This window comes from Micromonospora sp. CA-269861, assembly GCF_050948505.1.
Classification (GTDB): Bacteria; Actinomycetota; Actinomycetes; order Mycobacteriales; family Micromonosporaceae; genus Micromonospora.
Genome location: NZ_CP192014.1, coordinates 3,696,605 through 3,718,596, shown reverse-complemented (window position 1 = coordinate 3,718,596; position 21,992 = coordinate 3,696,605). Strand labels below are relative to the sequence as shown.

The following is a 21,992-nucleotide window of genomic DNA, read 5'->3' as shown; positions in this document are numbered from 1 at the left end:
TGACGGCGGCGGTGAGCCCCTGCGCCGGAATGGTCAGGCTGTTCGGGTCGGAGACGACAGGTGGACCGGTGGGTGGGCTGCCCTGCGCGGTGGCGACGTTGGTGACCCCGTTGTTGTCGAGGTCGGCCTGCGTGACGGTGTAGGTGGCAGTGCAGGCGGTCTGCGCCCCTGGCGCGAGGGTGGTGGCGGCGCAGGTGATCGGGCCGAGGTTGGCGTTCGACGACGGCGGGGTCTGCACGTCGGTGACGGAGATGTTGGTCAGTGGGACGCCGCCGGTGTTGACCACGTGGAACGAGTACGGCACCTGCTGACCGACGGTGTTGATCAGCGTGGTGGTCGACGACTTGATCAGGGCGATGTCGGCCGGGGTGGCGCCCTCACAGGCGAGCGTGGTGCTGAACGGGAAGTAGTGGATCTCGCCGCCACGGTGGTCCAGCCTACGGGTGATGACGCTGCCCTCGGTGTTGCTGGAGGAGAGGTCGGTGAGGCTGGCGTTGGGGGCGTAGATGGTGCCCTCGACGGTGGCCGCGTTCGGGGTGAGGGTGAGCGCGGTGGCGGTCGGGAAGTTGAACAGGATGTAGCGCGCCTGCGGCCCGCCGATCCCGGCGAAGTTCGGGGCGGTCCAGGCGAACGTGTTGCCCACGCCGCTGGTGTCCACGTTGACCAGCAGCGGGGTGTCGGCGGTCGGCTGGCTCGCGAAGGTCAGGATCTGGATGTTGGCCAGGTCGGCGGCGCTCAGGTTGAGCACGTTCGTCACGCCCGGCGTCAACGTGACGACGGCGTTGCTGCCCGGCGGGATCGGTCGGGGCAGCACGTCACCGTTCGGCGTCCGCAGCACCACCGTGTTGTCGCAGGTGGCCAGGCCGGCGGTGGTGTCCCGGAAGGCCGCGAACGCACCGGCGAAGTTGATCGGCGAGGTCGGCCCGACGCTGGGGACCGGCTGCCGGGTGACCAGCTCCACCCGGGGTGAGGCGTCGTAGTCGTTCGTCGGCAGGATCCGCGTGTTGACCTGTGCACCGTTGTTGTCGGTGTTGCGGACGAAGGCGCCGGTCAGGTTGCCGACCTTGGCGTAGCCGTTGGAGAGCACCTGGAGGCGGGTGCCGCCGACGCTGCCGGCGAAGTTCACCCGCCCACCCACGACCAGGGCGCTGGGGTTGGCGTCGCCGGGCACTACGAACGATCCGGCGGTTGCCCCGGCCAGCTGGTAGTTGCCGAAGGTGAGATCACCGCCGACGGCGAGCGTTCCCTCGTTCTCGTCGTTGTTCACAGTGGCGTCGCCCTCGGTCATCACGCCGAAGCTCAGCGCCTCGGCGACCGGGTCGACCGGCCCGATGGCCTCGTCGACGGCGGCCAGTACCGGGTTGATCTGGGTGGGCGCGGCGGGTGCCGGCACCAGCAGACCGTTGATCGCCAGCACGCCCGCGACGGCGGCCAGCGCCGTCGCCCGTGAACTGCGGCTACCCCACCACGAAATCCTCATCACGCCCCCGTTGGTTCGAATGTGCCAGGGGAGCCTATCGGGACAAAAAACACAACATGTCGGGTTTGTCCGAATAGAGATCAGGCCGGGTGGGCTTCGAACTGTGCGCGCCGTACCTCCGTGTTTATGATCGACAACCCCGACCGGGGGACCCCGACATGGCCGATCGGTTTGGCCCGGAGCAGAGGTGAGGTGCGCGACGGTGAACCGCGAGGCGTACGCCTGCTGGGTGCGTGAACCCGGAGCGGCCGAGATCCGGCCGGTGTCGCTGACCGCCCCGGGCCCCGACGAGGTGCTGGTCCGAGCCAGTTACTCAGGGGTCAGCCGGGGCACCGAGACGCTTGTCTTCGCCGGCCGGGTGCCCACCGACCAGTACGCCGCGATGCGCGCCCCGTTTCAGGAGGGCGACTTCCCCGGCCCGGTGAAGTACGGCTACCTCAGCGTCGGCGTGGTCGAGCAGGGCCCGCCGGAGCTGCTCGGACGGACGGTCTTCTGCCTGCACCCGCACCAGAGCGCGTACGTCGTGCCGGTGAGCGCCGTGGTGCCGGTGCCGGAGGGGGTGCCGGCCGCCCGAGCGGTGCTCGCCGGCACGGTGGAGACCGCCGTCAACGCGCTGTGGGACGCGGCGCCGCTGCTCGGTGACCGGGTCACAGTGATCGGCGCGGGCATGGTGGGCTGCTGCGTCGCGGCGCTGGTCGCCCGGTTCCCCGGGGTGGAGGTCGAGTTGGTCGACACCGACGCGCGCCGGGCCGGCGTGGCCGGGGCGCTCGGCGTCGACTTCGCCAGCCCGGCCGACGCCCGCGGTGACCGGGACCTGGTCGTGCACGCCAGCGCCACCGCCGCCGGCCTGCAACAGTCGCTGGACCTGCTCGCGCCGGAGGGCACGGTCATCGAGCTGAGCTGGTACGGCGACCGCCCGGTGCAGGTGTCGCTGGGCGGGTCGTTCCACTCCGGCCGACTCACCGTACGCAGCAGTCAGGTCGGCATGGTGGCGCCCGCCCGGCGGGGACGGCGCAGTTACACCGACCGCCTGGCACTCGCCCTGGACCTGCTCGACGACCCGGCCTTCGACGCGTTGATCACCGGCGCGTCCCGGTTCACGGAGCTGCCCGACGTGCTCGCCAGACTCAGCTCGGGTGACCTGCCCGCCCTCTGCCACCTCATCACCTACGACGACGGGGAGTGACAGTGTTCAGCGTGACCGTTCGGGACCACATGATGATTGCCCACAGTTTCCGAGGCGAGGTGTTCGGTCCCGCCCAACGCCTGCACGGCGCGACGTTCGTGGTGGACGCGACGTTCCGCAGGCCCGACCTGGATGCCGACGGGATCGTGGTGGACATCGGCCTGGCCACCGAGCAACTGCGGGCCGTGCTGAGCGAGCTGACCTACCGCAACCTCGACGACGAGGCGGCCTTCGCCGGGGTGAACACCACCACGGAGGTGCTGGCCCGTACCGTCGCGGACCGACTCGTCGAGCGGGTGCACGCCGGTGAGCTGGGCGCGGGGGCGCGCGACCTGACCGGCATCACTGTCACCCTGCACGAGTCGCACATCGCCTGGGCGAGCTACGAGCGGTCGCTGTGACCGATGCGGGCCGGGCGGTGCACGTCGTCCTGCCCGGTGACATCGACGACCCGACGACGCCCAGCGGCGGCAACTCCTACGACCGGCGGATCTGCGCGGGGCTGGCCGAGCACGGCTGGTCGGTCCACGAGCATCCGGTGCCCGGCGCGTGGCCGCACCCCGAACCGGCCGACCGGGCGACGTTGGGCGGGGTGCTCGCCGCCGCGCCCGACGACGCCGTGGTGCTGATCGACGGCCTGATCGCCTCGACCGTGCCGGACCTGCTCGCCCCGCACGCCAGCCGGCTGCGCCTGGTGGTCCTGGTGCACATGCCGCTCGACGACGAGCCGGAGGCCCGCGCGCTGGCCACCGCCCGGGCCGTCGTCACCACCAGCGAATGGACCCGCCGCGCCCTGCTGGCCCGTCACCCGACGCTCGCCGACCGGGTCACTGCCGCGCCGCCCGGGGTGCGGCCCGCGCCGCCAGCCGCCGGCTCGGCCGCCGGCGACCGGTTGCTCTGCGTCGCGGCGGTCACCCACCACAAGGGGTACGACGTGCTTGTCGACGCGTTAGCCACGCTGGCCGGGCGGTCCTGGACGATGGTCTGCGCGGGCACGCTGGCCCGGGAACCGGACCTCGTGCACCGGTTGCGCGACAGGTTGACCGGAGCCGGCCTCAGCGAGCGGGTGCGGCTGGTCGGCCCGCTGACCGGGGCGGCGTTGGACGACGCGTACGCCGCCGCCGACCTGCTGGTGCTGCCGTCCAGAGGCGAGACTTACGGGATGGTCGTCACCGAGGCGCTGGCCCGCGGCCTGCCGGTGGTGACCACCGAGGTGGGCGGGCTGCCGGAGGCACTCGGCCACGCGCCCGGCGGCGACCGACCCGGACTGCTGGTCCCGCCCGGCGACCCGGCGACGCTGGCCGCCGCGCTGATCCGCTGGCTGGACGACGACGCGCTGCGCGCCCGGCTGCGGCGTGCCGCTCTCGCCCGGCGCGACACCCTGACCGACTGGCCGGTGACCACCGCGCTGCTGGCCGGCGTGCTGAAGGAGGTGGCGGAATGACCGTCGAGGAGACCCTGCCGTTCGCCGACTGGCTGCGGTTGCGTGAGCCGGCCGACGCGGCGGCCCGCGCCGAGGACCTGCTGGACGCTGTCCGAGCCCGGTTGACCGGGGACGGCCCGACGGTGATCCACGACCTGGGCAGCGGCACCGGCTCGATGAGCCGCTGGCTGGCGGCCCGGCTGCCCGGAGCACAGCACTGGGTGCTGCACGACCGGGACGCCGACCTGCTGGCCCGGGCCGCCGAGGGCATGACCGGGGTGACCGCCGCCGACGGCGCCCCGGTCACCGTGCACACCCGCTGCGGTGACCTCACCCGGCTGACCGCCGCCGACCTCGCCGACGGCTCCCTGGTCACCGCCTCCGCGCTGCTGGACATGCTCAGCGCCGAGGAGATCGAGCGAGTGGTGGCCGCCTGCGTCGGCCGGCCCGCCCTGTTCGCCATCTCGGTGACCGGGCGGGTCCGGTTCACCCCGGCCGACCCGCTGGACGAGGCGGTCGAAGCCGCGTTCAACGACCACCAGCGGCGCACCGTCGACGGTCGGCGGCTACTCGGCCCGGATGCCGCCGCCGCCACCGCCGCCGCGTTCGCCCGGCACGGCGTCGACGTGCGGGAACGGCCCAGCCCGTGGCGTCTCGGCCCGGAGCAGGCCGACCTGGCCGCCGAGTGGTTCCGGGGCTGGCTCGGGGCGGCCTGCGAGCAGCGCCCCGACCTGGCCGGCCCCGCCCAGGCGTACGCCCGCCGTCGGCTGGCCGACGCGGCAGCCGGCCGACTCACCGTGGTTGTCGAACACAGTGACCTCCTCGCCGGTGGATGAACCGTTCACGCCCTGGGTACGTGCACTAGGGCAAGTGGACGATCTTCAAGGGGAGGGCCGGCGCCGATGTTCTGGGCCTGGGCACGAGTGGTCGGCGGGGTGGGTCTGCTCGCCGTCCTGCTGTGGCAGGTGGGCACTGGCCCGTTCCTCGCCGGAGTACGACTGATCGACGCGCCGGCGTTGGCCGCGGCGCTTGTCATCGGGGTGCTCACCACGGTCTGCGCGGCGTGGCGGTGGAGCCTGGTCGCCGGTGGCCTCGGCGTCCGCCTGCCACTGGCCACCGCGGTGGCGCACTGCTACCGGGCCATCTTCCTGAACGCCACCCTGCCCGGCGGGGTGCTCGGCGACGTGCACCGGGCCGTACGCCACGGCCGCGACGCCGGTGACGTCAGCCGGGGCATCCGCGCGGTGGTCTGGGAGCGTACCGCCGGGCAGGTGGTCCTGGTCGGAGTCGCGCTGGTGGTGCTCGCGGCCTTCCCGTCCCCGGTACGGCCGTACCTGCCGGCCGCCGCCGCGCTACTCGTCGCCGGTGGGCTGGTCGCCGTGCTGGTGGCCCGAGCCCTTCCGAACGGCGGCGGGTCGCGCTGGGCGACGGCACTGCGCACCGCCGTGGCGGACGTACGGTCGGGGCTGCTGGCGCGGCGCACCTGGTTCGGTGTGCTTGTCGCCTCCGCCGTGATGGTCGCCGGGCACCTGGCCACCTTCCTGGTGGCGGCGCGCACCGCCGGATCGGACGCCCCGCTGTCCCGACTGCTGCCGTTGACGCTGCTCGCCCTGCTCGCCATGGGCCTGCCGTTGAACGTGGCCGGCTTCGGGCCGCGCGAGGGGGTGGCGGCGTGGGTGTTCGGCGCGGCGGGCCTCAGCGCTGCCGAGGGCGTCGCCACCGCCACCGTCTACGGTGCCCTGGTGCTGGTGGCCAGCCTGCCCGGGGCCGCCGTGCTGCTGGCCCGTCGGCGTCGAATTCCGGTCGCCGCCCGGGAAGCCGCCTCCGGCGGCGGCTGTTGAGTCGGTTGTGAGACGGTACGCGTCGCCGGACGGCGGTGGCGCCGGACAGAGGAGTCCCATGCCCGAAGCATTGCCGGTTGCCACGATCCGCACGCAGGTCACGGTGCCGCTGACGTTCCCGGACGGCTACACCACGACCGCCCGGGTGTTCACGTTCAAGGGCCTGGTGGACGGGCGGGAGCATCTGGCCCTCGGCCTGGGTGACTGGGCCGGCGCGCTGGACCGGCTCGCCGCCGGGGGAGCAGCCCCGCTGGTCCGTCCGCACAGCGAGTGCCTGACCGGCGACGTGTTCGGCAGCCAACGGTGCGACTGCGGGCCGCAACTGCGCGAGGCGGTGCAGCGGATCGCCGAGACCGGAGGTTTTCTGCTCTACCTCCGGCAGGAGGGCCGTGGCATCGGCCTGTACGCGAAACTCGACGCGTACGCGTTGCAGGACGCCGGGCTGGACACCTACCAGGCCAACGTCGCGCTGGGCCGGGGCGAGGACGAGCGGGACTACACCGCCGCCGCGCAGATGCTTGCCACGTTGGGCGTGCCGCGGGTCCGACTGCTGAGCAGCAACCCGGACAAGGCCGAGCAGTTGACCCGGCTGGGCGTGGACGTGGCCGAACGAGTGCTCACCAGCGTCTTCCTCTCGCCGGCCAACGCCGACTACCTGGCGGCCAAGGCGGCCAAGGCGGCTGAGGTCGAGGCAGCCGAGGCGGCGGATGCGCTCTCCGGTCGTCCCTCCGAGCGGCCTCTCTCCCGATGAGTCGGCGACCGGAGCCGACGCGGCCGTACGTGCTGCTGAGTTGTGCCACCTCCATCGACGGGTACATCGACGACGCCTCCGAGCAGCGGTTACTGCTGTCGAACGAGGAGGACCTGGACCGGGTCGACGCGGTCCGGGCCAGCTGCGACGCCATCCTGGTCGGCGCCGGCACCGTCCGACGTGACGACCCTCGGCTGCTGGTGCGTTCCCCGAGCCGCCGGGCCGAGCGGGTGGCGGCCGGTCGATCCGCCTCGCCCACCAAGGTCACCCTGACCGCTCAGGGTGACCTCGACCCGACCGCCCGCTTCTTCACCGCCGGTGATCCGGCCCGGCTCGTCTACTGCGCCACGGGTTCGCTGGAGAAGACCCGGGAACGGGTCGGCCGGCTGGCCACCGTGATCGACGCGGGTGAGCCTGTCGACCCGGGGTGGCTGCTGACCGACCTGGCCGCGCGGGGCGTACAGCGGTTGATGGTGGAGGGCGGCGGGACGGTGCACGCCCAGTTCCTCGCCGCCGGTCTCGCCGACGAACTGCACCTGGTGGTCGCCCCGTTCTTCGTCGGTGACGGTCGGGCGCCCCGGTTCGTCGGCGAGGGTCGCTTCCCCTGGCACCCGGGCCGCCGCGCCCGCCTGGCGGAGGCCCGCCAGATCGGCGACGTGGTCCTGCTCCGCTACGCCCTCTCCACCCGCTGCCCCGCCACCCCCGCCCCCGACACCGCCGGGCGGCCTGGGTAGGAGGACGGGGTCGGGGCGGGGTTATTTGTGTGGACGGTGGTGCTGCGCCGCGACAGAATCCCCGGATGTCCGTAGCGCCCCTCGCCCTCCTGCGCTGGCAGTTCGACCTGACGTGGTCGCTGTTCGAGTACCACCTCGAGCGACTCGATCCCACGGACTTCCTCTGGGAGCCGGCCGCACACTGCTGGTCGCTGCGGCAGAGCACGGACGGCACCTGGACCCCGGACTGGGCCGACACCGAACCCGACCCGGTCCCGGTGCCGACGATCGCCTGGCTGACCTGGCACGTCGGCTGGTGGTGGACCGTGACGATGGACCATCTCCGGGGTGAATCAGCGCGGCAGCGCACGGCCGTCGCCTGGCCGGGCGCGGGGGAGCCGACTGTCGCCTGGTTGCGTGGACTGCGTACCGAATGGCTGGGTCTGCTCGACCAGCTCGGCGACAGCGACCTCGACCGCATCGCCACATTTCCGTGGACGGACCAGACCGACCACACCGTCACGCACACGATCGGCTGGGCCAACTCCGAGCTGATGAAGAACGTCGCGGAGATCGGCCAGCTCCGGCTGCTCCGCGCCGCACTGACCGAACGGGACCGCGCGGCTGCTCGACCGTAGGCCGACGCCGAGAAGGCATCGGGCGCGGTCATCGGCCGGGTGGTCGTACCGACAGGTCGTGGTGGAAGACGTTGCGGGGGTCCCAGCGGGCCTTGACGTGTTGCAACCGCCGGTAGTTGGGCCCGAAGTAGACCTCCGGCCACGGTCGCGTCGCCGTGCTGAGGTCGACGTCGGGGTAGTTGATGTAGGCGCCGTCCGCGGGCACGCCGCCGGTGTCGGCGTACATGTCCCGGTAGAACTCGCGGATCCAGGCCAGGTGGCGCGGGTCCGCGGCCGGGTCGCCCCAGCCGGCGAGGTAGAACAGCAGCATGGACGCGTCGCGCCGGACGGCGGCGGTGGCGGTCGGTGCCACGGCGTTGATCGCCCCGCCGTAGGTGTTGAGGCTCAGCGAGCCGGCCGGCAGGTCACTGTCGCGGGTGAGGTGGCGGTAGGCCACCTGCAACTGCCGCTCGGTCAGGGGCGCGCGGTGGAAGGCCGACTTGACCTTCAACCGCCAGCCCTTGCCGTCGTCGTTGTCGCCGCCGAGGGTCGCGGTCAGCCAGGGCAGCGCCTCCGCCGAGATGGTCGGCGTGACGCCGACACCGTCGCCGAGCGCGCTGAGGAGTTCGTCGAGCAGGTGTCGGCTGCCGTGCGGGACCTGACCGGCGAGGGTGTGACCGCCGGCCTGCGGGCGGGACAGGATCAGCTCTCCGTACAGATGGATCCCCCGGGAGTCGGGTGCGCTGTTGCGGGCGCACCAACGGCCGAAGTTGCCGGCGAGTCGGTGGAAGCCGGGCTCGTCCATGCCGGCCCACGGCCAGGTGACGGTGAAGTCGAGCACCCGCGCGGGCGGTGTGGGGAGCGAGCGGAACCAGTAGCGCGTGACGACGCCGAAGGTGCCCCCGCCGCCACCGGTGTGCGCCCACCACAGGTCGCGGTGCGGGTCGGCCGGCTCCCGGGTGGCGACCACCGCACGGGCGGTGCCGCCACGGTCGACCACGACCACCTCCACCGCGTACAGGTGGTCCACCACGAGTCCGTGCAGGCGGGAGATCCGACCGTAGCCGCCACCCGCGATGTGACCGCCGACGCCGACCCCCGGACACGACCCACCGGGAAGGGTCACCCCCCACCCCAGAAAGAGCCTGCGGTACGCCTCGCCGAGCGTGGCGCCTGCCTCGACCGCGAAGCCGAACCGTCGGGGGTCGTGGTAGACCTCGGTCAGGCCGGACAGGTCGATCACCATCCGGACCGCCGGGTCGTCCACGAACCCCTCGAAGCAGTGCCCGCCGCCGCGTACCGCCACCCGCCGGCCGCTGCGGACGGCGTCCTGCACGGCGGCGACGACCTGGTCGGTCGAGCCGACCACACGCACCTCGTCCGGCGTGCCCACGAACCGTCGATTGCCGCGGCGGACGAGGTCCGCGTACCGGGGGTCGTTCGGCCGCACCCGGACCGGGCCGAGTGGGGGCGATCCACCCGCCGACGGTGCGGCGGCGGAGACCGGGGACGGACAGAGGGCGGCGGTGGAGGCGACTGCGCCGACGCGGAGCAGATTTCTGCGGCTGGGCGGATTCATGCCCCCGATCCTGTCGACGCCGGGGGGACGACGTGCAGTACTTTCGTCACACGGAGTGCCGTGACGAAACTGGAGGCTGCGTGCTCACTCTCCGGTGTGTCGAGTGCGAGGCGGAGTTGCCCGTCGGCTCCGGCCGGGGGCGCCCGCGCCGCTACTGCTCTCGGGGCTGCCAGGCCCGCGCGTACCGCAGGCGTCGCGAGCACGGCCCCACCAGCACGCCGCGTCGCCTCCGGGATCTGCCCGCGCCGGCCGGCGGCGATCCGCACCACCGGTTGGTCACCCTCGCGGTCGAGCTGGCAGACGCCGGCGGCCTGAACGCCGTCTCCATGCGGGTCCTCGCCCAACGCGCAGGCATGCCCGCCCACGCCGTGTACCGGCACGTCCGCAACCGGGCCGACCTTCTCGCCGCGATGGCCGAGCAGATCACCGCCACCCACCGGCCCGGCCCCGCACCGCTACCGCGCGACCCACGCCAACGGCTCGAACGGCTGGCTAGCGACGAGTGGGCGATGTACCGCCGCCATCGGTGGCTGCTGGCCGTCCTCGCGACCGACCGCCCGCCGACCGGGCCGGCGGTACTCGCCATGGTCGACCGGGTCGTGGCGGCGTTCACCAGCGCCGGGTACGACCCGGCCGAGGCGTTCCGCGCCTACCTGGCGCTCAGCGGCTACATCCAGGGCATGGCCCTCCTCATCCGGCGCGATCCCGTCGACGCCACCTACCACGCCTGGTGGTCGGCGACCCGCACCCGGCTGGAGCGGACCGGCCGTACCCGGGAGCGACAGTGGCTGGCCGTGGCCGGGCAGAGCAGACCCGACACCAATCTCGACACCTGGTTCCAGTTCGGCCTGCGCGGGCTGCTCGACGGCCTGTTGGGCGACGCCGCTCGGTAGGGTGGGCTGCGTGCCGCGACTGGTGAAGATCACTCAGGACAATGTGGAGCTCGGGTTCGAGCTGACCGGGGAGACCAGCGACGACGAGGTGGTCGGCGTCCACTCCACCCACTGACCGAGTGATCAGCAGTGCGGCGGGGCCTGCGTACGATGCGGGGTCGAGTTCCCCTCGTCGCGGCGGAGGTATCGGGCAATGGCAGGCCAGCACGAGGGTTTCGCCCTCGGCATCGACCTCGGTACGTCCAACACGGTCGCGGTGCTGCGCTGGCCGGACGGGCGGACCCGTCCGCTGCTGATGGACGGCCAACCGCTCAGTCCGTCCGCCGTCTACGCCGACCCGGACGGCACCCTGCACACCGGCTGGGACGCGCGCCGGTTGGCACAGGCCGACCCGGCCCGGTTCGAGGCGAACCCGAAGCGTCGGGTGGACGAGCCGACGGTGCAGCTCGGCGACCGCGCGTACCCGCCGGCCGACCTGCTCGCCGCGGTGCTGGCGACGGTCGCGCGGGCCGCGGTGGGCGCTGTGGGTTTCCTGCCGCCGGCCGTGGTCACCTGCCCGGCCGCCTGGGACGCGACGCGGCGGCAGGTCCTCGCCGACGCGCTGCTGCGGGCGGGCTGGCCGCAGGCGGCCGAGCACACCCTGGCCGGGCCGACACCGCCGGGCACCCGGCTGCTGCGGGAGCCGGTGGCCGCCGCCCGCTACTACACGCAGGTGCTGCACCGTCCGGTGCCGGTCGGCGAGGCGATCGCGGTGTTCGACTTCGGTGGCGGGACGCTCGACGTCGCGGTGCTGCGCAACGAGGGCGCGGACCCCTGGGGTGACTCCGGCTTCAGCGTCGTCGCCGACGGTGGCCTGCCCGACCTGGGCGGTCTGGACCTCGACGCCGCGCTGGTGCGGCGGGTCGGCGAGTTGATCGGTGAGCGGCACGCCGCGCAGTGGGCCCGGCTCACCGGACCGGCGGATGCGGCGCAGCGCCGCGACCAGATCCGGCTCTGGGACGAGGTACGAGGGGCGAAGGAGACCCTGTCCCGGTCAGTTGTCGCCCCGGTCGCGGTGCCGGGAGTGGCCGAGACGGTCCAGCTGACCCGGGCGGACGTCGAGCGGGTGGCCACGCCGCTGCTACGGCGGGCGGTGCAGCGGGCCCGGGAGGTGATCGCCGCCGCCGGCCTCAGCCCCGATCAGCTCGCCGGGCTGTTCCTCGTGGGCGGGTCGTCACGGATTCCGCTGGTGGCCCGCATGCTGCACGCCGAGCTGGGGATCGCGCCGACCGTGCTGGACCAGCCGGAGCTGCCGGTGGCCGAGGGCGCCCTGACCGACCTGCCGCTGCGCAAGCCGCTACCCGCTCCGGCGTACGCGGGAGCCCCCGCTCCGGTCGTACCGTCGCCGCCCTGGCCCGGATCGACCCCGCCGGCGGGCCCGCCGCCCGGGCCGGGTCTGGCCGGTGCCACCCCGACGCCGTCGGGCGGCGCGACCCCCTGGCGGCGGGCGCGCTGGGTGGTGCTCGGCGCGGTGCTGGCCCTGGCCGGGGTGGCCACCGCGGCGACGCTCTACCTGACCCGGGACCGCTACCCGGATCTGGAGTTCACGTTGCTGCGCGAGCTGTCCCGGCCGTCGGCCGGCGCCGAACGGCCTGTCGACATGTGGACGGCGGTGCTCGACGACCGGGCCTACCTCGCGTTCCCGCTGCCCGACGACCGGCTGGAGGTGGTGGCAGTCGACGCGGGCAACGGCCGCGAGTTGTGGCGCGAACAGACCGACGTGCGGGCCAACGACTGGGAGACGATCATCGCCGTCCCCGGGGCGGTCGCTGTCCTCGCCGACGCACCGGGCGACAGCACCCCCCGACCGCTGGCCGTCCTCGACGGTCGGACCGGTGAGCAGCGCTGGCAGCGCGTGCTCCGTGGCGACGACGATGTCTACTTCGCCGACGACACGGCGGTGCTGGTGGACCGGGCCGCGGACGAACTGGTCGGCCTGCGCCTGACCGACGGATCGGCGAAGTGGACCCAGCCCAACCCCCGCGACCAGTACGCCGGTGGCCGTACCGTGGTCCGGCCGGTCGGCACCGACGCGGCGGCGGGCGGGCCGGCCTTCCTCGACGGCGCACCCCGCGACCCGTGGACGAGCAAGGGCCGGCGACTCGTCCAGGTGGGTGCGGACCGGTCGGTGCGGCTGCTCGACATGGCATCCGGCGCGGTGCTGCGCCAGTGGGGCAGCGTGGCCGACCTCGACGACCTGGTGGTCGCCCACGAGGACCGCCTGTACGTGGCCGCCAACGAGGGTGGTTACCAGCTGCTCGCGTACGACCTGGGCTCCGACGCCGAGCCGGTGGTGCTGCACAGGTCCGGGAATGACGAGTACCGCCCGAAGGAACTCATCGCCTGCGGTGCGCGGCGGGCCTGCCTGTTGCAGGTGCCGAACAATGACGTCGCGCGCACCGAGGTGGTGGCGGCCACCGAGGGTGAGCGCACGATCAGCTGGTCCGCGCCGGGCGTGACCGGCCTGCTGCCGCTGGGTGAGCAGGTGCTCGCCCAGCGAGAGTCCCCGGAGCCGACCGTCACGGTCTTCGACGCCGCCGGCAAGCCGGTGCTGCGGGACCGGGGCGGGGTGGCGGTCCGCCTCGACGCGGGCAACCTGCTGGTCTTCGCCAAGGCGCCCAGCGTGGTCGCGGACAACCGGGTGCTGGCCGGGGTGTGGGCCGAGTCCGGGGAAATCGACGAGTTGGGTGAGCTGAAGGACGTACGCAGCTCGTCCTGCTCGTGGAACACCCACGTGATCGCCTGCGGCGCGGAGAAGGACTTCGTGCTGTACCGCTTCACCGACGACTGACGTCAACTGCCGAGGAGCCGGCTCGTACGATGCTCCGGTGAATCTTCGAGGTACGGTCCGCGCCGATCGTCCGTTGGTGGTCCTCGCCGTGGGGGAGGAGGCCCGCTACCTGCCGCCCGAGCTGCCGGTCCTGCTCACCGGCATGGGCAAGGTGAACGCCGCCAGCGCGGTGGCCGCGGTGCTGGCCGCCGGGCCGCGCCCCGCGCTGCTACTCAACCTGGGTACGGCCGGCGCTCTGCGCCCCGGGTTGGCCGGCATCCACGAGATCGCCACCGTCCTCCAGCACGACCTGGACACCGAGCTGCTGCGCACCCTCACCGGCGAAACCTACGGAGCGCCGCTCTCGCTGGCCACCGAGGGCGCGGTGCTGGCCACCGGTGACACCTTCGTGGCCGACGACGCGGAGCGGGACCGGTTGGCCCAGCGCGCCGACCTGGTCGACATGGAGGGGTACGCGGTGGCCTGGGCCGCCGCCCAGGCCGGTGTGCCGTGCCGGCTGGTCAAGCAGGTCAGCGACGAGGCGGGGGATGGCGCGGCCCGGACCTGGCAGGAGTCGGTGGACGCGTGCGCCCGGGACCTCGCCGAGTGGGCCGCTCGACACGTCGGCTGAGCGTTGCCGTCAGTCGTGGGACTGCCGCATCCGCAGGCCCGGCGTGGTCTCCCGGGCCGCTGTCGGGGACAGGACGTGACCGGCCAGCCCGAGCGCCACGACTGCGGTGACCAGCAGCGGCGGCCAGCTCCCGGCCCACGGCAGCGCCAGCAGTGGTAGGGGCAGCCAGAACATTCGCCGCCACGGCACGAACTTGGACACCAGCAGGGTGAACAGGATCCGACCGAGCACGAACAGCGCCGGACCGCCCATGATCAGTAAGAGCCACCCCACCGGCGTCGTGCCGGTCGGCCGGGTGACGACCAGGTCGAACGACGCCGCCGTACCGACCACGCCGGCCAGCATCACCAGATGGGTGTACGGGGCCACCCGCGCCGGCCGACCCGACTTCGGCCCGGCCCCAGCCTCCAGCAACTCGCCCGCCCGGAAGACGTAGACCTGCCACAGCAGCAGCATCACGGCGAACGCGCAGAACAGCGCGGTGACCCGGAGCCCGGCCAGCGGGCCCCGGCTGACCTGCAACGTGGGCACCAGGATGATGTCGCCGAGGGCCAGGATGATGAACTGCTGATACCGCTCGCCCAGGTGCCCGGTGGTGCGCTCGTACTGCTCGAGCGGCACCCGGCCCAGCCCGGGCGTCGGATAGCGGGCCCCCGCGGAGATCAGGTCGATCACGATGGCGATGGTCCAGAGTTCCCAGTTCACCGTGCCGGACACCGCGCCGGTGATCCAGAAGACGCCGGACACCACGAACCAGAAGAAGAACCGGGTGGCCCGGACCATGGCCGCCCGGTGTCGCTGCCGGTACAGGGTCGTGACCAGCACGATGCCGCGGATCACGTGCGTGCCGACGTAGGAGATCGCGAAGATCAACGCGTGCCCGTCGGCGACCATCGGCAACGACGCCGCCATCCCCACCGAACCGACCATGGCGACCATCAGGATGGCCTGGATCGGGCGCTGCTGCGGATCGTAGAACTCGGTGGTGGTGGAGGTGACCGACCACGTCCACCAGATCGCGGTCAGCATCAGCAGGACCATCGCGGCGCCGGACCAGGTGTGGCGTTCCGCGAGGAGTGTCGAGGTCAGCGCGAGCGAGGCCACGAAGACCACGTCGAAGAGCAACTCCAGTAGCGTGGCCCGGGTCGACCCGTCCGGCCGGCGTACCAGCGCCGCGGTGCCTCCGGTGGTCATGCCCGGCCTCCCGCCGTGTCTCCGAGGATTATCTGCGTTTTCGGCGCGGCCCGTCCCCGGATCGGCGATTCCCGCCGGTCGGAGAAGAGGGCGGCCGGAGGTTGCCACGGCATCGGACGCCGGGCGATGCTTGACAGCATCCATCGATCTCGATCTCTTCGGAGGTTCGGATGCGCCGCTACCCGCTGGCCGCCCTCGCCCTGACCATCCTGCTGCTCGTCGCGCCCGGCGCGGCGCAGGCCGCCGTCCCCGACCGGGTCGCCGCGCCCGCCGCCGGCCCGGCGGCCCTGCTGACCGGGGTACGCACCCCGGGCACCGCCTGGGGCCTCGACCCCGCCACCGGCCGGATGACCCTCACCGTCGACGACACCGTGGCCCCCGGCGAGCTGACCGCACTGCGGGCGGTGACCGACCGGGCCGGTGTGCTGCTGCGCCGCGAACCCGGAACGCTGCGCCCCCTGATCGCCGGCGGGCAGGGCATCTACGGCAGCGGCGCGCGCTGCTCGCTCGGCGCGAACGCGCGCAGCGGCAGCACCTACTACGTGATCACCGCGGGGCACTGCACCGCCGCCGCGGCCACCTGGTACGCCGACAGCGCCCAGACCACGGTGCTCGGCACCCGCACCGCCACCAGCTACCCCACCAACGACTACGGGCTGATCCGCTACACCGGGCGGATCGCCCACCCGAGCGCCGTCTACACCTACCCCGGCCTGGTGACCATCAACGGGCCCGGCAACGCGTACATCGGTCAGGCGGTGTGCCGCAGCGGCAGCACCACCGGGGTGCGCTGCGGCACGGTCACCGGCCTCAACCAGACCGTCAACTACTCCACCGGTGTGATCTACGGCCTGATCCGCACCAACATCTGCGCCGAGCCGGGGGACAGCGGCGGACCTCTCTACGTGGCCTCCACCGGCACCATCCTCGGCATCCTCTCCGGGGGCACCGGCAACTGCACCGCCGGCGGCACCACCTACTACCAGCCGATCGCGGAGGTGCTGGCCGCGTACGGGCTGACGCTGCCCTGACCGGCGGGACACCGCTTGCCCGCCCCGCGCGGGACACCTAGGCTCGGCGACGCCCAGCACCCCCGCCGCGAGGACGTGTGCCCGATGCCGACCGACCCCCGACCTGACCAGGCGAGCGTCCCGGCCGGCTCTCCGTCGGTCGAGGTGGCCGCGGTGGGGGAGACGATGGTGGTGCTCTGCCCCGCGCCGGGTGAGCCGCTGGAGAGCGCCGAGCGGGTCGCCGTCTCGGTCGGCGGGGCCGAGTCCAACGTGGCCGGTTACCTGGCCCGGCTGGGACACCTGACGACCTGGGTGAGCCGGGTCGGCGACGACCCGTTCGGTCGGGCCGTCGTCCGGCACGTCGCGGCCGCCGGCGTCCGCGTCGACCAGGTGTGCGTGGACCCGGCCGCCCCCACCGGCCTGTACGTCAAGGACCCCGGCCCGGACGGAACCGCCGTGCACTACTACCGGGCCGGGTCGGCGGCCGCCCGGATGGGCCCTGCCACCCTCGCCGACCCGGCGCTTGCCGGTGCCCGGGTGCTGCACCTGTCCGGGATCACCCCGGCTCTGTCCGCGTCCTGCCGGGCGCTTGTCGAGCACGCGGTGACCGACCGACCGCTGACTGGGGCGTTGGTCAGCTTCGACGTCAACCACCGGGCCCGGCTGTGGCCCGCCGCGCAGGCCGCGCCGGTGCTGCGCGACCTCGCCAACCGCTGCGACCTCGTCCTCGTCGGGCAGGACGAGGCGGAGACCCTCTGGGGCACCACCGACCCGACGGCCGTACGCGAGCTGCTGCCCGCTCCGGGGACGGTGGTGGTCAAGGACGGCGCGGTGGGCGCCACCGCACTGGTCCGCGACAGCGAACCGGTCTTCGTGCCCGCGCCCCGGGTGACGGTGGTGGAGCCGGTCGGCGCCGGAGACGCGTTCGCCGCCGGCTACCTCGCCGGGCTGCTCCGCGGCCTCGACCCCGTACGGCGGCTGCGCCTCGGCCACCTCGTCGCGGCGCAGGCGTTGACGAGCAGCGGCGACAACGCCCCGGTCCCGCCGTGGGCCTGGTTCGAGAAGCTGATCGACGCCCCCGCCGACGCCTGGTCGCCGCTCGACCTGACCGACCTGCGGGCGACGACCTGAGTCGGGCCGTCGGGTTGCGACCCGGCCAGCACCAACAGTTTCACAGCGACCTCGGATGGAGTGCACCATGACCACACCGGACTTCGACCACATCTTCGGCGGCGCCCGGGTGATGGCGATCCTGCGCGGCCTGCCGGTCGCCGAGACCGTTCGGCTCGCCGAGCGTGCCTGGGACCTCGGCATCGACGTGGTGGAGGTTCCGGTGGCCACCGCCGACGCGGTACCGGCGCTGCGGGCCGCCGTCGAGGCGGGGGCCGAGCGCGACCGGATCGTCGGGGCCGGCACCGTGCTCGACGTCGAACAGGTCGCCGCGGCGGCCGACGCTGGTGCCCGGTTCACCGTCGCGCCCGGCCTGGACCTCGCGATCGCCGACGCCGCCGCCGCGCGTGGCCTGCCGCACCTGCCCGGTGTGGCCACCCCCACCGAGGCCCAGCAGGCACTGCGGCACGGCCTCACCTGGCTCAAGGCGTTCCCCGCGATCTCCCTCGGGCCGGCCTGGTTCAAGGCCGTGGCAGGCCCGCTGCCGCAGTTGCGCTTCGTCGCGACCGGCGGCCTCGACGCGGGCAACGCGGGAGCGTTCCTGCAGGCAGGCGTACGAGTGGTGGCCGTCGGCTCCGCCCTCTCCGACCCGACCCAGCTGGACGCCCTAGCCAACCTGACCCGCCCCACCCCCTAACCCGCCCCACCCTCGTCCCGCCCCACCCCGCCCCAGTCCCGCCGATCTTGCAGTTGCGGATGTCGATGCGTCCTGATTCGCGACTTTGGTCGGGACAGAAAGTGCAAGATCGGCGCGGGTGGGGTGGAGGGGGCGGCAGGGGAGCGCGGGCGGTGGCGGGTTTGCGCCATGGCGTAAGTGCGTCGGAGTGCGGTGCGCGGTGGGGGTGGGCTTTACGTCGATGCTGTGGTGCGTACCACTTCTCGACACAAAGAGGTCATCGTGGCTCTGTCTCACCGGCGCCGCCGATCCGGGCTGATCGCCCTCGGCGCCGCCCTCACCCTGGCGGCCGGGTTCACCCCACCCGGCGCGGGAGCGGCCGCCGCCCCGCCGGACAACAGCGACCGCCCGGCGGGCCAACCCCCGACCGCCGCCGGACGCGCGTCCACCGTCACCCTGATCACCGGTGACACGGTCACCGTCACCACAGCGGCGGACGGCAGCACGGTGTCCACAGTGCGTCGGCCGGACGGCAGCACCCCGAGCTTCCACCGCACCGTGCGCGACGGCGACACCTACGTCTACCCGGACGCCGCGCTGTCCTATGTGACAAGCGGCGTGCTGGACCGGCAACTGTTCAACGTCACCGACCTCATCGCCGACGGCTACGACGACGCGCACACCGACGCGCTGCCGCTGATCGTCACGATGACCGACGCGGCGGCCCGCAACCGCACCCGTCCCGCCCTGGACGGCGCCGAGCTGGTCCGATCGTTGGACAGCGTGCAGGGCGCGGCGCTGACCCGTCAGCGCGCCACCGCCGACCGGTTCTGGACCGCGCTGACCGCCGGTTCGACCCGCCGTACGGGCGGCGTCCCGACCCTTGCCAACGGCATCGCGAAGGTCTGGTTGGACGGCCGGGTGCACGCCGACCTGGCCGAGTCCACCGCGCAGATCGGCGCGCCGAAGCTGTGGGCCGAGGGCAACACCGCCGCCGGTGTCGACGTCGCGGTCCTCGACTCGGGCGCGGACGCCGAACACCCGGACCTCGCCGGCCAGATCGCCGAGTCCAGCAGCTTCGTGCCCGAGGAGCCCGACATCCTCGACTACAAGGGCCACGGCACGCACGTCGCCTCGACGATCGCCGGCACCGGGGCCGCGTCCGGTGGCACCGAGCGGGGCGTCGCCCCCGGCGCCCGACTGCACATCGGCAAGGTGCTCAACAGCGAGGGCAGCGGGCAGGACTCGTGGATCATCGCCGGCATGGAGTGGGCGGCCCGGGAGCAGAAGGCCCGGGTGGTCAGCATGAGCCTGGGCGGTGAGGCCACCGACGGCAGCGACCCGATGAGCCAGGCGGTCGATCGGCTCAGCGCCGAGACCGGCGCCCTCTTCGTGATCGCCGCCGGCAACAGCGGCCCGGCCACCATCGGCAGCCCGGGTGCCGCGAACTCCGCGCTCACCGTGGGCGCCGTCGACAACACCGATCACCTGGCGGACTTCTCCAGCCAGGGCCCACGCGCCGGCGACGGCGGGCTCAAGCCCGAGATCACCGCCCCCGGCGTGGACATCCTGGCGGCCCGTTCCCACCTCGTGCGGGGCGGCTCCGGTGACTACACGCTGATGAGTGGCACGTCGATGGCCACTCCGCACGTGGCCGGCACGGCCGCGCTGGTCGCCGCCGCGCACCCGGACTGGACCGGTCAGCGGATCAAGGAAGCACTGGTCAGCACGGTCAAGGCCACCCCCGAGTACACCCCCTACCAGGCGGGTGCCGGCCGGGTCGACGCGGTCGCCGCCGCGCGCGCCACCGTCTTCGCCACCCCGAGCGCCTACTCCGGCTTCCAGGCGTGGCCGCAGCTGCCGGGCATGACCGTCGACCGTACGGTCACCTACACCAACGTCGGCAGCGCACCTGTCGCCCTGAAGCTGGCCCTCGACGCGGCCACCGCGCCGGCCGGCCTGTTCGCGCTCTCCGCCGACCGGGTTACCGTGCCGGCGGGCGGCACCGCCACCGTGACGGTGACCGCCGGGTACGACAAGCTGCCGGTGGAGAAGCAGGTCAGTGGCATGATCGTCGCCACCGACGACGCCGGTGCGGTGCGCGGGCGCACCCTGATCGGGGCCGGCAAGGAGGGCCAGCGGCAGAACCTGACGCTCGTCGCCAAGGACCGGGACGGCAAGCCGCTCGTCGGCAAGGTCATCCTCACCACCGACACCCTGTTCACCGCCGTGGACCTGCCGGAGAGCGGCACCGCCACGCTGCGGCTGCCGGTGGCGAGCTGGAACGGTTGGATCTCCGCCGACGTGCGCGGCGTGCACGGACCGCACTCCAAGGGCATGGCGATGCTGAGCTTCACCGACGTGAACCTGGATCGGGATCGCACCGTCACCCTGGACGCACGCGCCGCCCGACAGGTGCAGGCCCGGGTGCCGCAGGAGACCACTGCCAGCGCGTTGCGGATGGACATCCACCGGTCCACGAAGAACGGTCTCACCGAGAGTCAGGTGCTGCCCGACGACTCGTACGACAGTATGTGGGCGCTGCCGACGAGCCGTCCGGTCACCGACGGCGAATTCGAGTTCGGTGCCCGGTGGCGGCTGGAGCAGCCGGCGTTGACAGTCTCGGCGGGCGGTCGCTCGTACGACGATCTGTTGGTGAAGCGGGCGACCCCGGCGCTGCCGGCCGGTCGTCGCCAGCTGGACGCGGTGTACGTCGCCGACGCGTCGGCGGCGGGGCTGGCCAAGCGGCCGGTCCGCGACCGGGCCGTGGTCGTGCGTCGCAGTGACACCGTGGACATCGCCACCCAGGCGCAGGCCGCCGCGGCGGCCGGGGCGAAGCTGCTGCTGGTGGTCAACGACGGAGTCGGTCGGCTCCAGCCCTGGGACGAGGCGCCGTGGAGCCCGGAGAGCCCGGCCCCGGTGACAGTGGCAACGCTCGGCGCCGACGAGGGTGGACAGCTCATCGCCGCGCTGGAGCGCGGTGCGGTGCGGCTCACCGTCGAGTCGCACCCGGAGACCACCTACCTGTACGACGTGGCGCACCACTGGACCGGCACGGTGCCGGCCGACCCCACCTACCGGCCCACGAAGCGGCAGTTGGCCCGGGTCGACGTGGAGTTCCGCAACTACCGGCAGGGCAAGGCGCTGGAGTTCCGCACCGACGTCTGGCGCGGCTGGGCGTCGAGCAACCAGGAGCCGGCCCCGGCGCAGGGCCGGCGAACCGACTGGGTGAGCGCCGACCAGCGGTGGATCGACGACGCCTTCATCGCCGGTGAGACCGGTCAGCACCTGCAGGCGGTGACCACGTACCCGGCCGGCAAGCCGAGCGCCGTCACCTGGTTCGGGCCGATCCAGCGACCCCGGATGGGCGGGAACTACGTGCCGGTCCGGTACCTGGACACGGTCTACCTGCCCGCCCCCGGGTGGGGCGACGGGGGTGGCCACATCGGTGAGGCGTACGCCAACTTCGACATGGTCAACCGGACCACGCTCTACCAGGGTGACAAGGAGCTGAACTGGGGTAACGCCGAGTACCTCCAGGTCTCCGGGCTGGCGTCCCAGCGACTGCCGTACCGGCTGGTGGTGGAGAACGACCGGGCCGCCTGGACCAACCCGTACTCCCGGCAGACCCGCACCGAGTGGGGCTTCCGCTCGGCGGCCACCGGGGAGGAGTCGGCCGAGGTGCTGCCGATGATCCAGTTGGACTACCAGGTGGCCATCGACTCCGCCGGCAGGGCGTCGCGGCGAGCACCGCTGACCGTGGTCGCCTCCCACCTGCCCGACGTGGCGGGCACTATCGGCGCGGTGACCGTCGAGGTGTCCTACGACGACGGGGCGACCTGGCAGAAGCAGCGGCTGACCCGGCACGGCGACGGCTGGCGTACCTCGTTGGCCGCACCGGCGAAGGCCGGCTTCGTGAGCCTGCGTACCAGCGCGCGGGACACCGCCGGCAACACCGTGAGCCAGAGCATCACCCGGGCGTTCGGCCTGCGCTGACGCTGAGGCTGGCCGCCGCTCGGGGTGCCCAGGGCAATCCGAGCGGCGGCCGGTACGGGGCGTCAGCCGTTGACGACCGGTGC

General features: G+C 73.3%; 17 protein-coding genes and 1 pseudogene. 15 read left to right on the top strand and 3 right to left on the bottom strand.

Annotated features, from left to right (window positions below; genetic code table 11):
- Positions 1-103: 103 nt before the first annotated feature.
- Positions 104-1,480: pseudogene (locus tag ACQP0U_RS17250) on the bottom strand (choice-of-anchor A family protein); the annotation flags it as partial.
- 202 nt (positions 1,481-1,682) lie between these two features.
- Here ACQP0U_RS17250 and ACQP0U_RS17245 point away from each other — a divergent pair.
- From ACQP0U_RS17245 to ACQP0U_RS17210, 8 genes are all read left to right on the top strand, one after another.
- Entirely contained in the window at positions 1,683-2,666 is a 984-nt protein-coding gene (locus ACQP0U_RS17245; RefSeq protein WP_433308234.1) for a dehydrogenase, read from the top strand.
- A gap of 2 nt (positions 2,667-2,668) precedes the next feature.
- Complete coding sequence (locus ACQP0U_RS17240; protein WP_112590267.1) at positions 2,669-3,067, top strand: 6-pyruvoyl trahydropterin synthase family protein; 399 nt, start codon at positions 2,669-2,671, stop codon at positions 3,065-3,067.
- Positions 3,064-4,110, top strand: coding sequence for a glycosyltransferase family 4 protein (locus tag ACQP0U_RS17235; RefSeq protein ID WP_433308232.1), 1,047 nt, complete (start codon positions 3,064-3,066; stop codon positions 4,108-4,110). The genes ACQP0U_RS17240 and ACQP0U_RS17235 overlap by 4 nt, the downstream gene beginning before the upstream one ends.
- Positions 4,107-4,925, top strand: a complete 819-nt coding sequence (locus ACQP0U_RS17230; protein ID WP_433308230.1) for a class I SAM-dependent methyltransferase — start codon at positions 4,107-4,109, stop codon at positions 4,923-4,925. Before ACQP0U_RS17235 ends, ACQP0U_RS17230 begins: the two co-directional genes overlap by 4 nt.
- Positions 4,926-4,991: 66 nt before the next feature.
- Complete coding sequence (locus ACQP0U_RS17225; RefSeq protein WP_433308228.1) at positions 4,992-5,930, top strand: lysylphosphatidylglycerol synthase transmembrane domain-containing protein; 939 nt, start codon at positions 4,992-4,994, stop codon at positions 5,928-5,930.
- A 58-nt stretch (positions 5,931-5,988) separates the two neighbouring features.
- Positions 5,989-6,681 carry a GTP cyclohydrolase II gene (locus ACQP0U_RS17220; protein WP_433308226.1) on the top strand — a complete coding sequence of 231 codons (693 nt, stop codon included), beginning with the start codon at positions 5,989-5,991 and terminating at the stop codon, positions 6,679-6,681.
- Positions 6,678-7,415, top strand: coding sequence for a RibD family protein (locus ACQP0U_RS17215; protein WP_433308225.1), 738 nt, complete (start codon positions 6,678-6,680; stop codon positions 7,413-7,415). Before ACQP0U_RS17220 ends, ACQP0U_RS17215 begins: the two co-directional genes overlap by 4 nt.
- Positions 7,416-7,480: 65 nt before the next feature.
- Positions 7,481-8,032, top strand: a complete 552-nt coding sequence (locus tag ACQP0U_RS17210; protein WP_433308223.1) for a DinB family protein — start codon at positions 7,481-7,483, stop codon at positions 8,030-8,032.
- 28 nt (positions 8,033-8,060) lie between these two features.
- Here the strand turns inward: ACQP0U_RS17210 and ACQP0U_RS17205 are convergent, their stop codons facing one another.
- Positions 8,061-9,590, bottom strand: a complete 1,530-nt coding sequence (locus tag ACQP0U_RS17205; protein ID WP_433308221.1) for an FAD-binding oxidoreductase — start codon at positions 9,588-9,590, stop codon at positions 8,061-8,063.
- A gap of 80 nt (positions 9,591-9,670) precedes the next feature.
- Between ACQP0U_RS17205 and ACQP0U_RS17200 the strand changes: the two genes are divergently transcribed.
- The 3 genes from ACQP0U_RS17200 (at position 9,671) to ACQP0U_RS17190 (ending at position 13,923) form a co-directional block, all read left to right on the top strand.
- Positions 9,671-10,483 (top strand): TetR/AcrR family transcriptional regulator, encoded by an 813-nt coding sequence (locus ACQP0U_RS17200; protein WP_433308219.1) that lies wholly within the window; start codon positions 9,671-9,673, stop codon positions 10,481-10,483.
- Positions 10,484-10,676: 193 nt separating this feature from the next.
- Complete coding sequence (locus ACQP0U_RS17195) at positions 10,677-13,313, top strand: Hsp70 family protein (RefSeq protein WP_433308217.1); 2,637 nt, start codon at positions 10,677-10,679, stop codon at positions 13,311-13,313.
- A 37-nt stretch (positions 13,314-13,350) separates the two neighbouring features.
- Positions 13,351-13,923: a nucleosidase gene (locus ACQP0U_RS17190; protein WP_433308215.1), complete on the top strand. Its 573-nt coding sequence runs from the start codon at positions 13,351-13,353 to the stop codon at positions 13,921-13,923.
- A 9-nt stretch (positions 13,924-13,932) separates the two neighbouring features.
- Here the strand turns inward: ACQP0U_RS17190 and ACQP0U_RS17185 are convergent, their stop codons facing one another.
- Positions 13,933-15,117, bottom strand: coding sequence for a low temperature requirement protein A (locus ACQP0U_RS17185; RefSeq protein ID WP_433308213.1), 1,185 nt, complete (start codon positions 15,115-15,117; stop codon positions 13,933-13,935).
- Between the two features lie 170 nt (positions 15,118-15,287).
- On the opposite strand from ACQP0U_RS17185, the gene ACQP0U_RS17180 reads away from it, so the two are divergent.
- The 4 genes from ACQP0U_RS17180 to ACQP0U_RS17165 all read left to right on the top strand — a co-directional run bounded on the left by ACQP0U_RS17180 (position 15,288) and on the right by ACQP0U_RS17165 (position 21,909).
- On the top strand, positions 15,288-16,148 hold the full coding sequence (locus tag ACQP0U_RS17180) for a S1 family peptidase (protein WP_433308211.1): 861 nt from the start codon (positions 15,288-15,290) through the stop codon (positions 16,146-16,148).
- 84 nt (positions 16,149-16,232) lie between these two features.
- The gene (locus ACQP0U_RS17175) at positions 16,233-17,258 is read left to right on the top strand and encodes a sugar kinase (protein WP_433308209.1); all 1,026 of its coding nucleotides are present in this window, start codon (positions 16,233-16,235) and stop codon (positions 17,256-17,258) included.
- Between the two features lie 67 nt (positions 17,259-17,325).
- Positions 17,326-17,934 carry a bifunctional 4-hydroxy-2-oxoglutarate aldolase/2-dehydro-3-deoxy-phosphogluconate aldolase gene (locus ACQP0U_RS17170; RefSeq protein WP_433308207.1) on the top strand — a complete coding sequence of 203 codons (609 nt, stop codon included), beginning with the start codon at positions 17,326-17,328 and terminating at the stop codon, positions 17,932-17,934.
- Between the two features lie 261 nt (positions 17,935-18,195).
- Positions 18,196-21,909, top strand: coding sequence for a S8 family serine peptidase (locus ACQP0U_RS17165; protein ID WP_433308206.1), 3,714 nt, complete (start codon positions 18,196-18,198; stop codon positions 21,907-21,909).
- Positions 21,910-21,992: the final 83 nt, after the last annotated feature.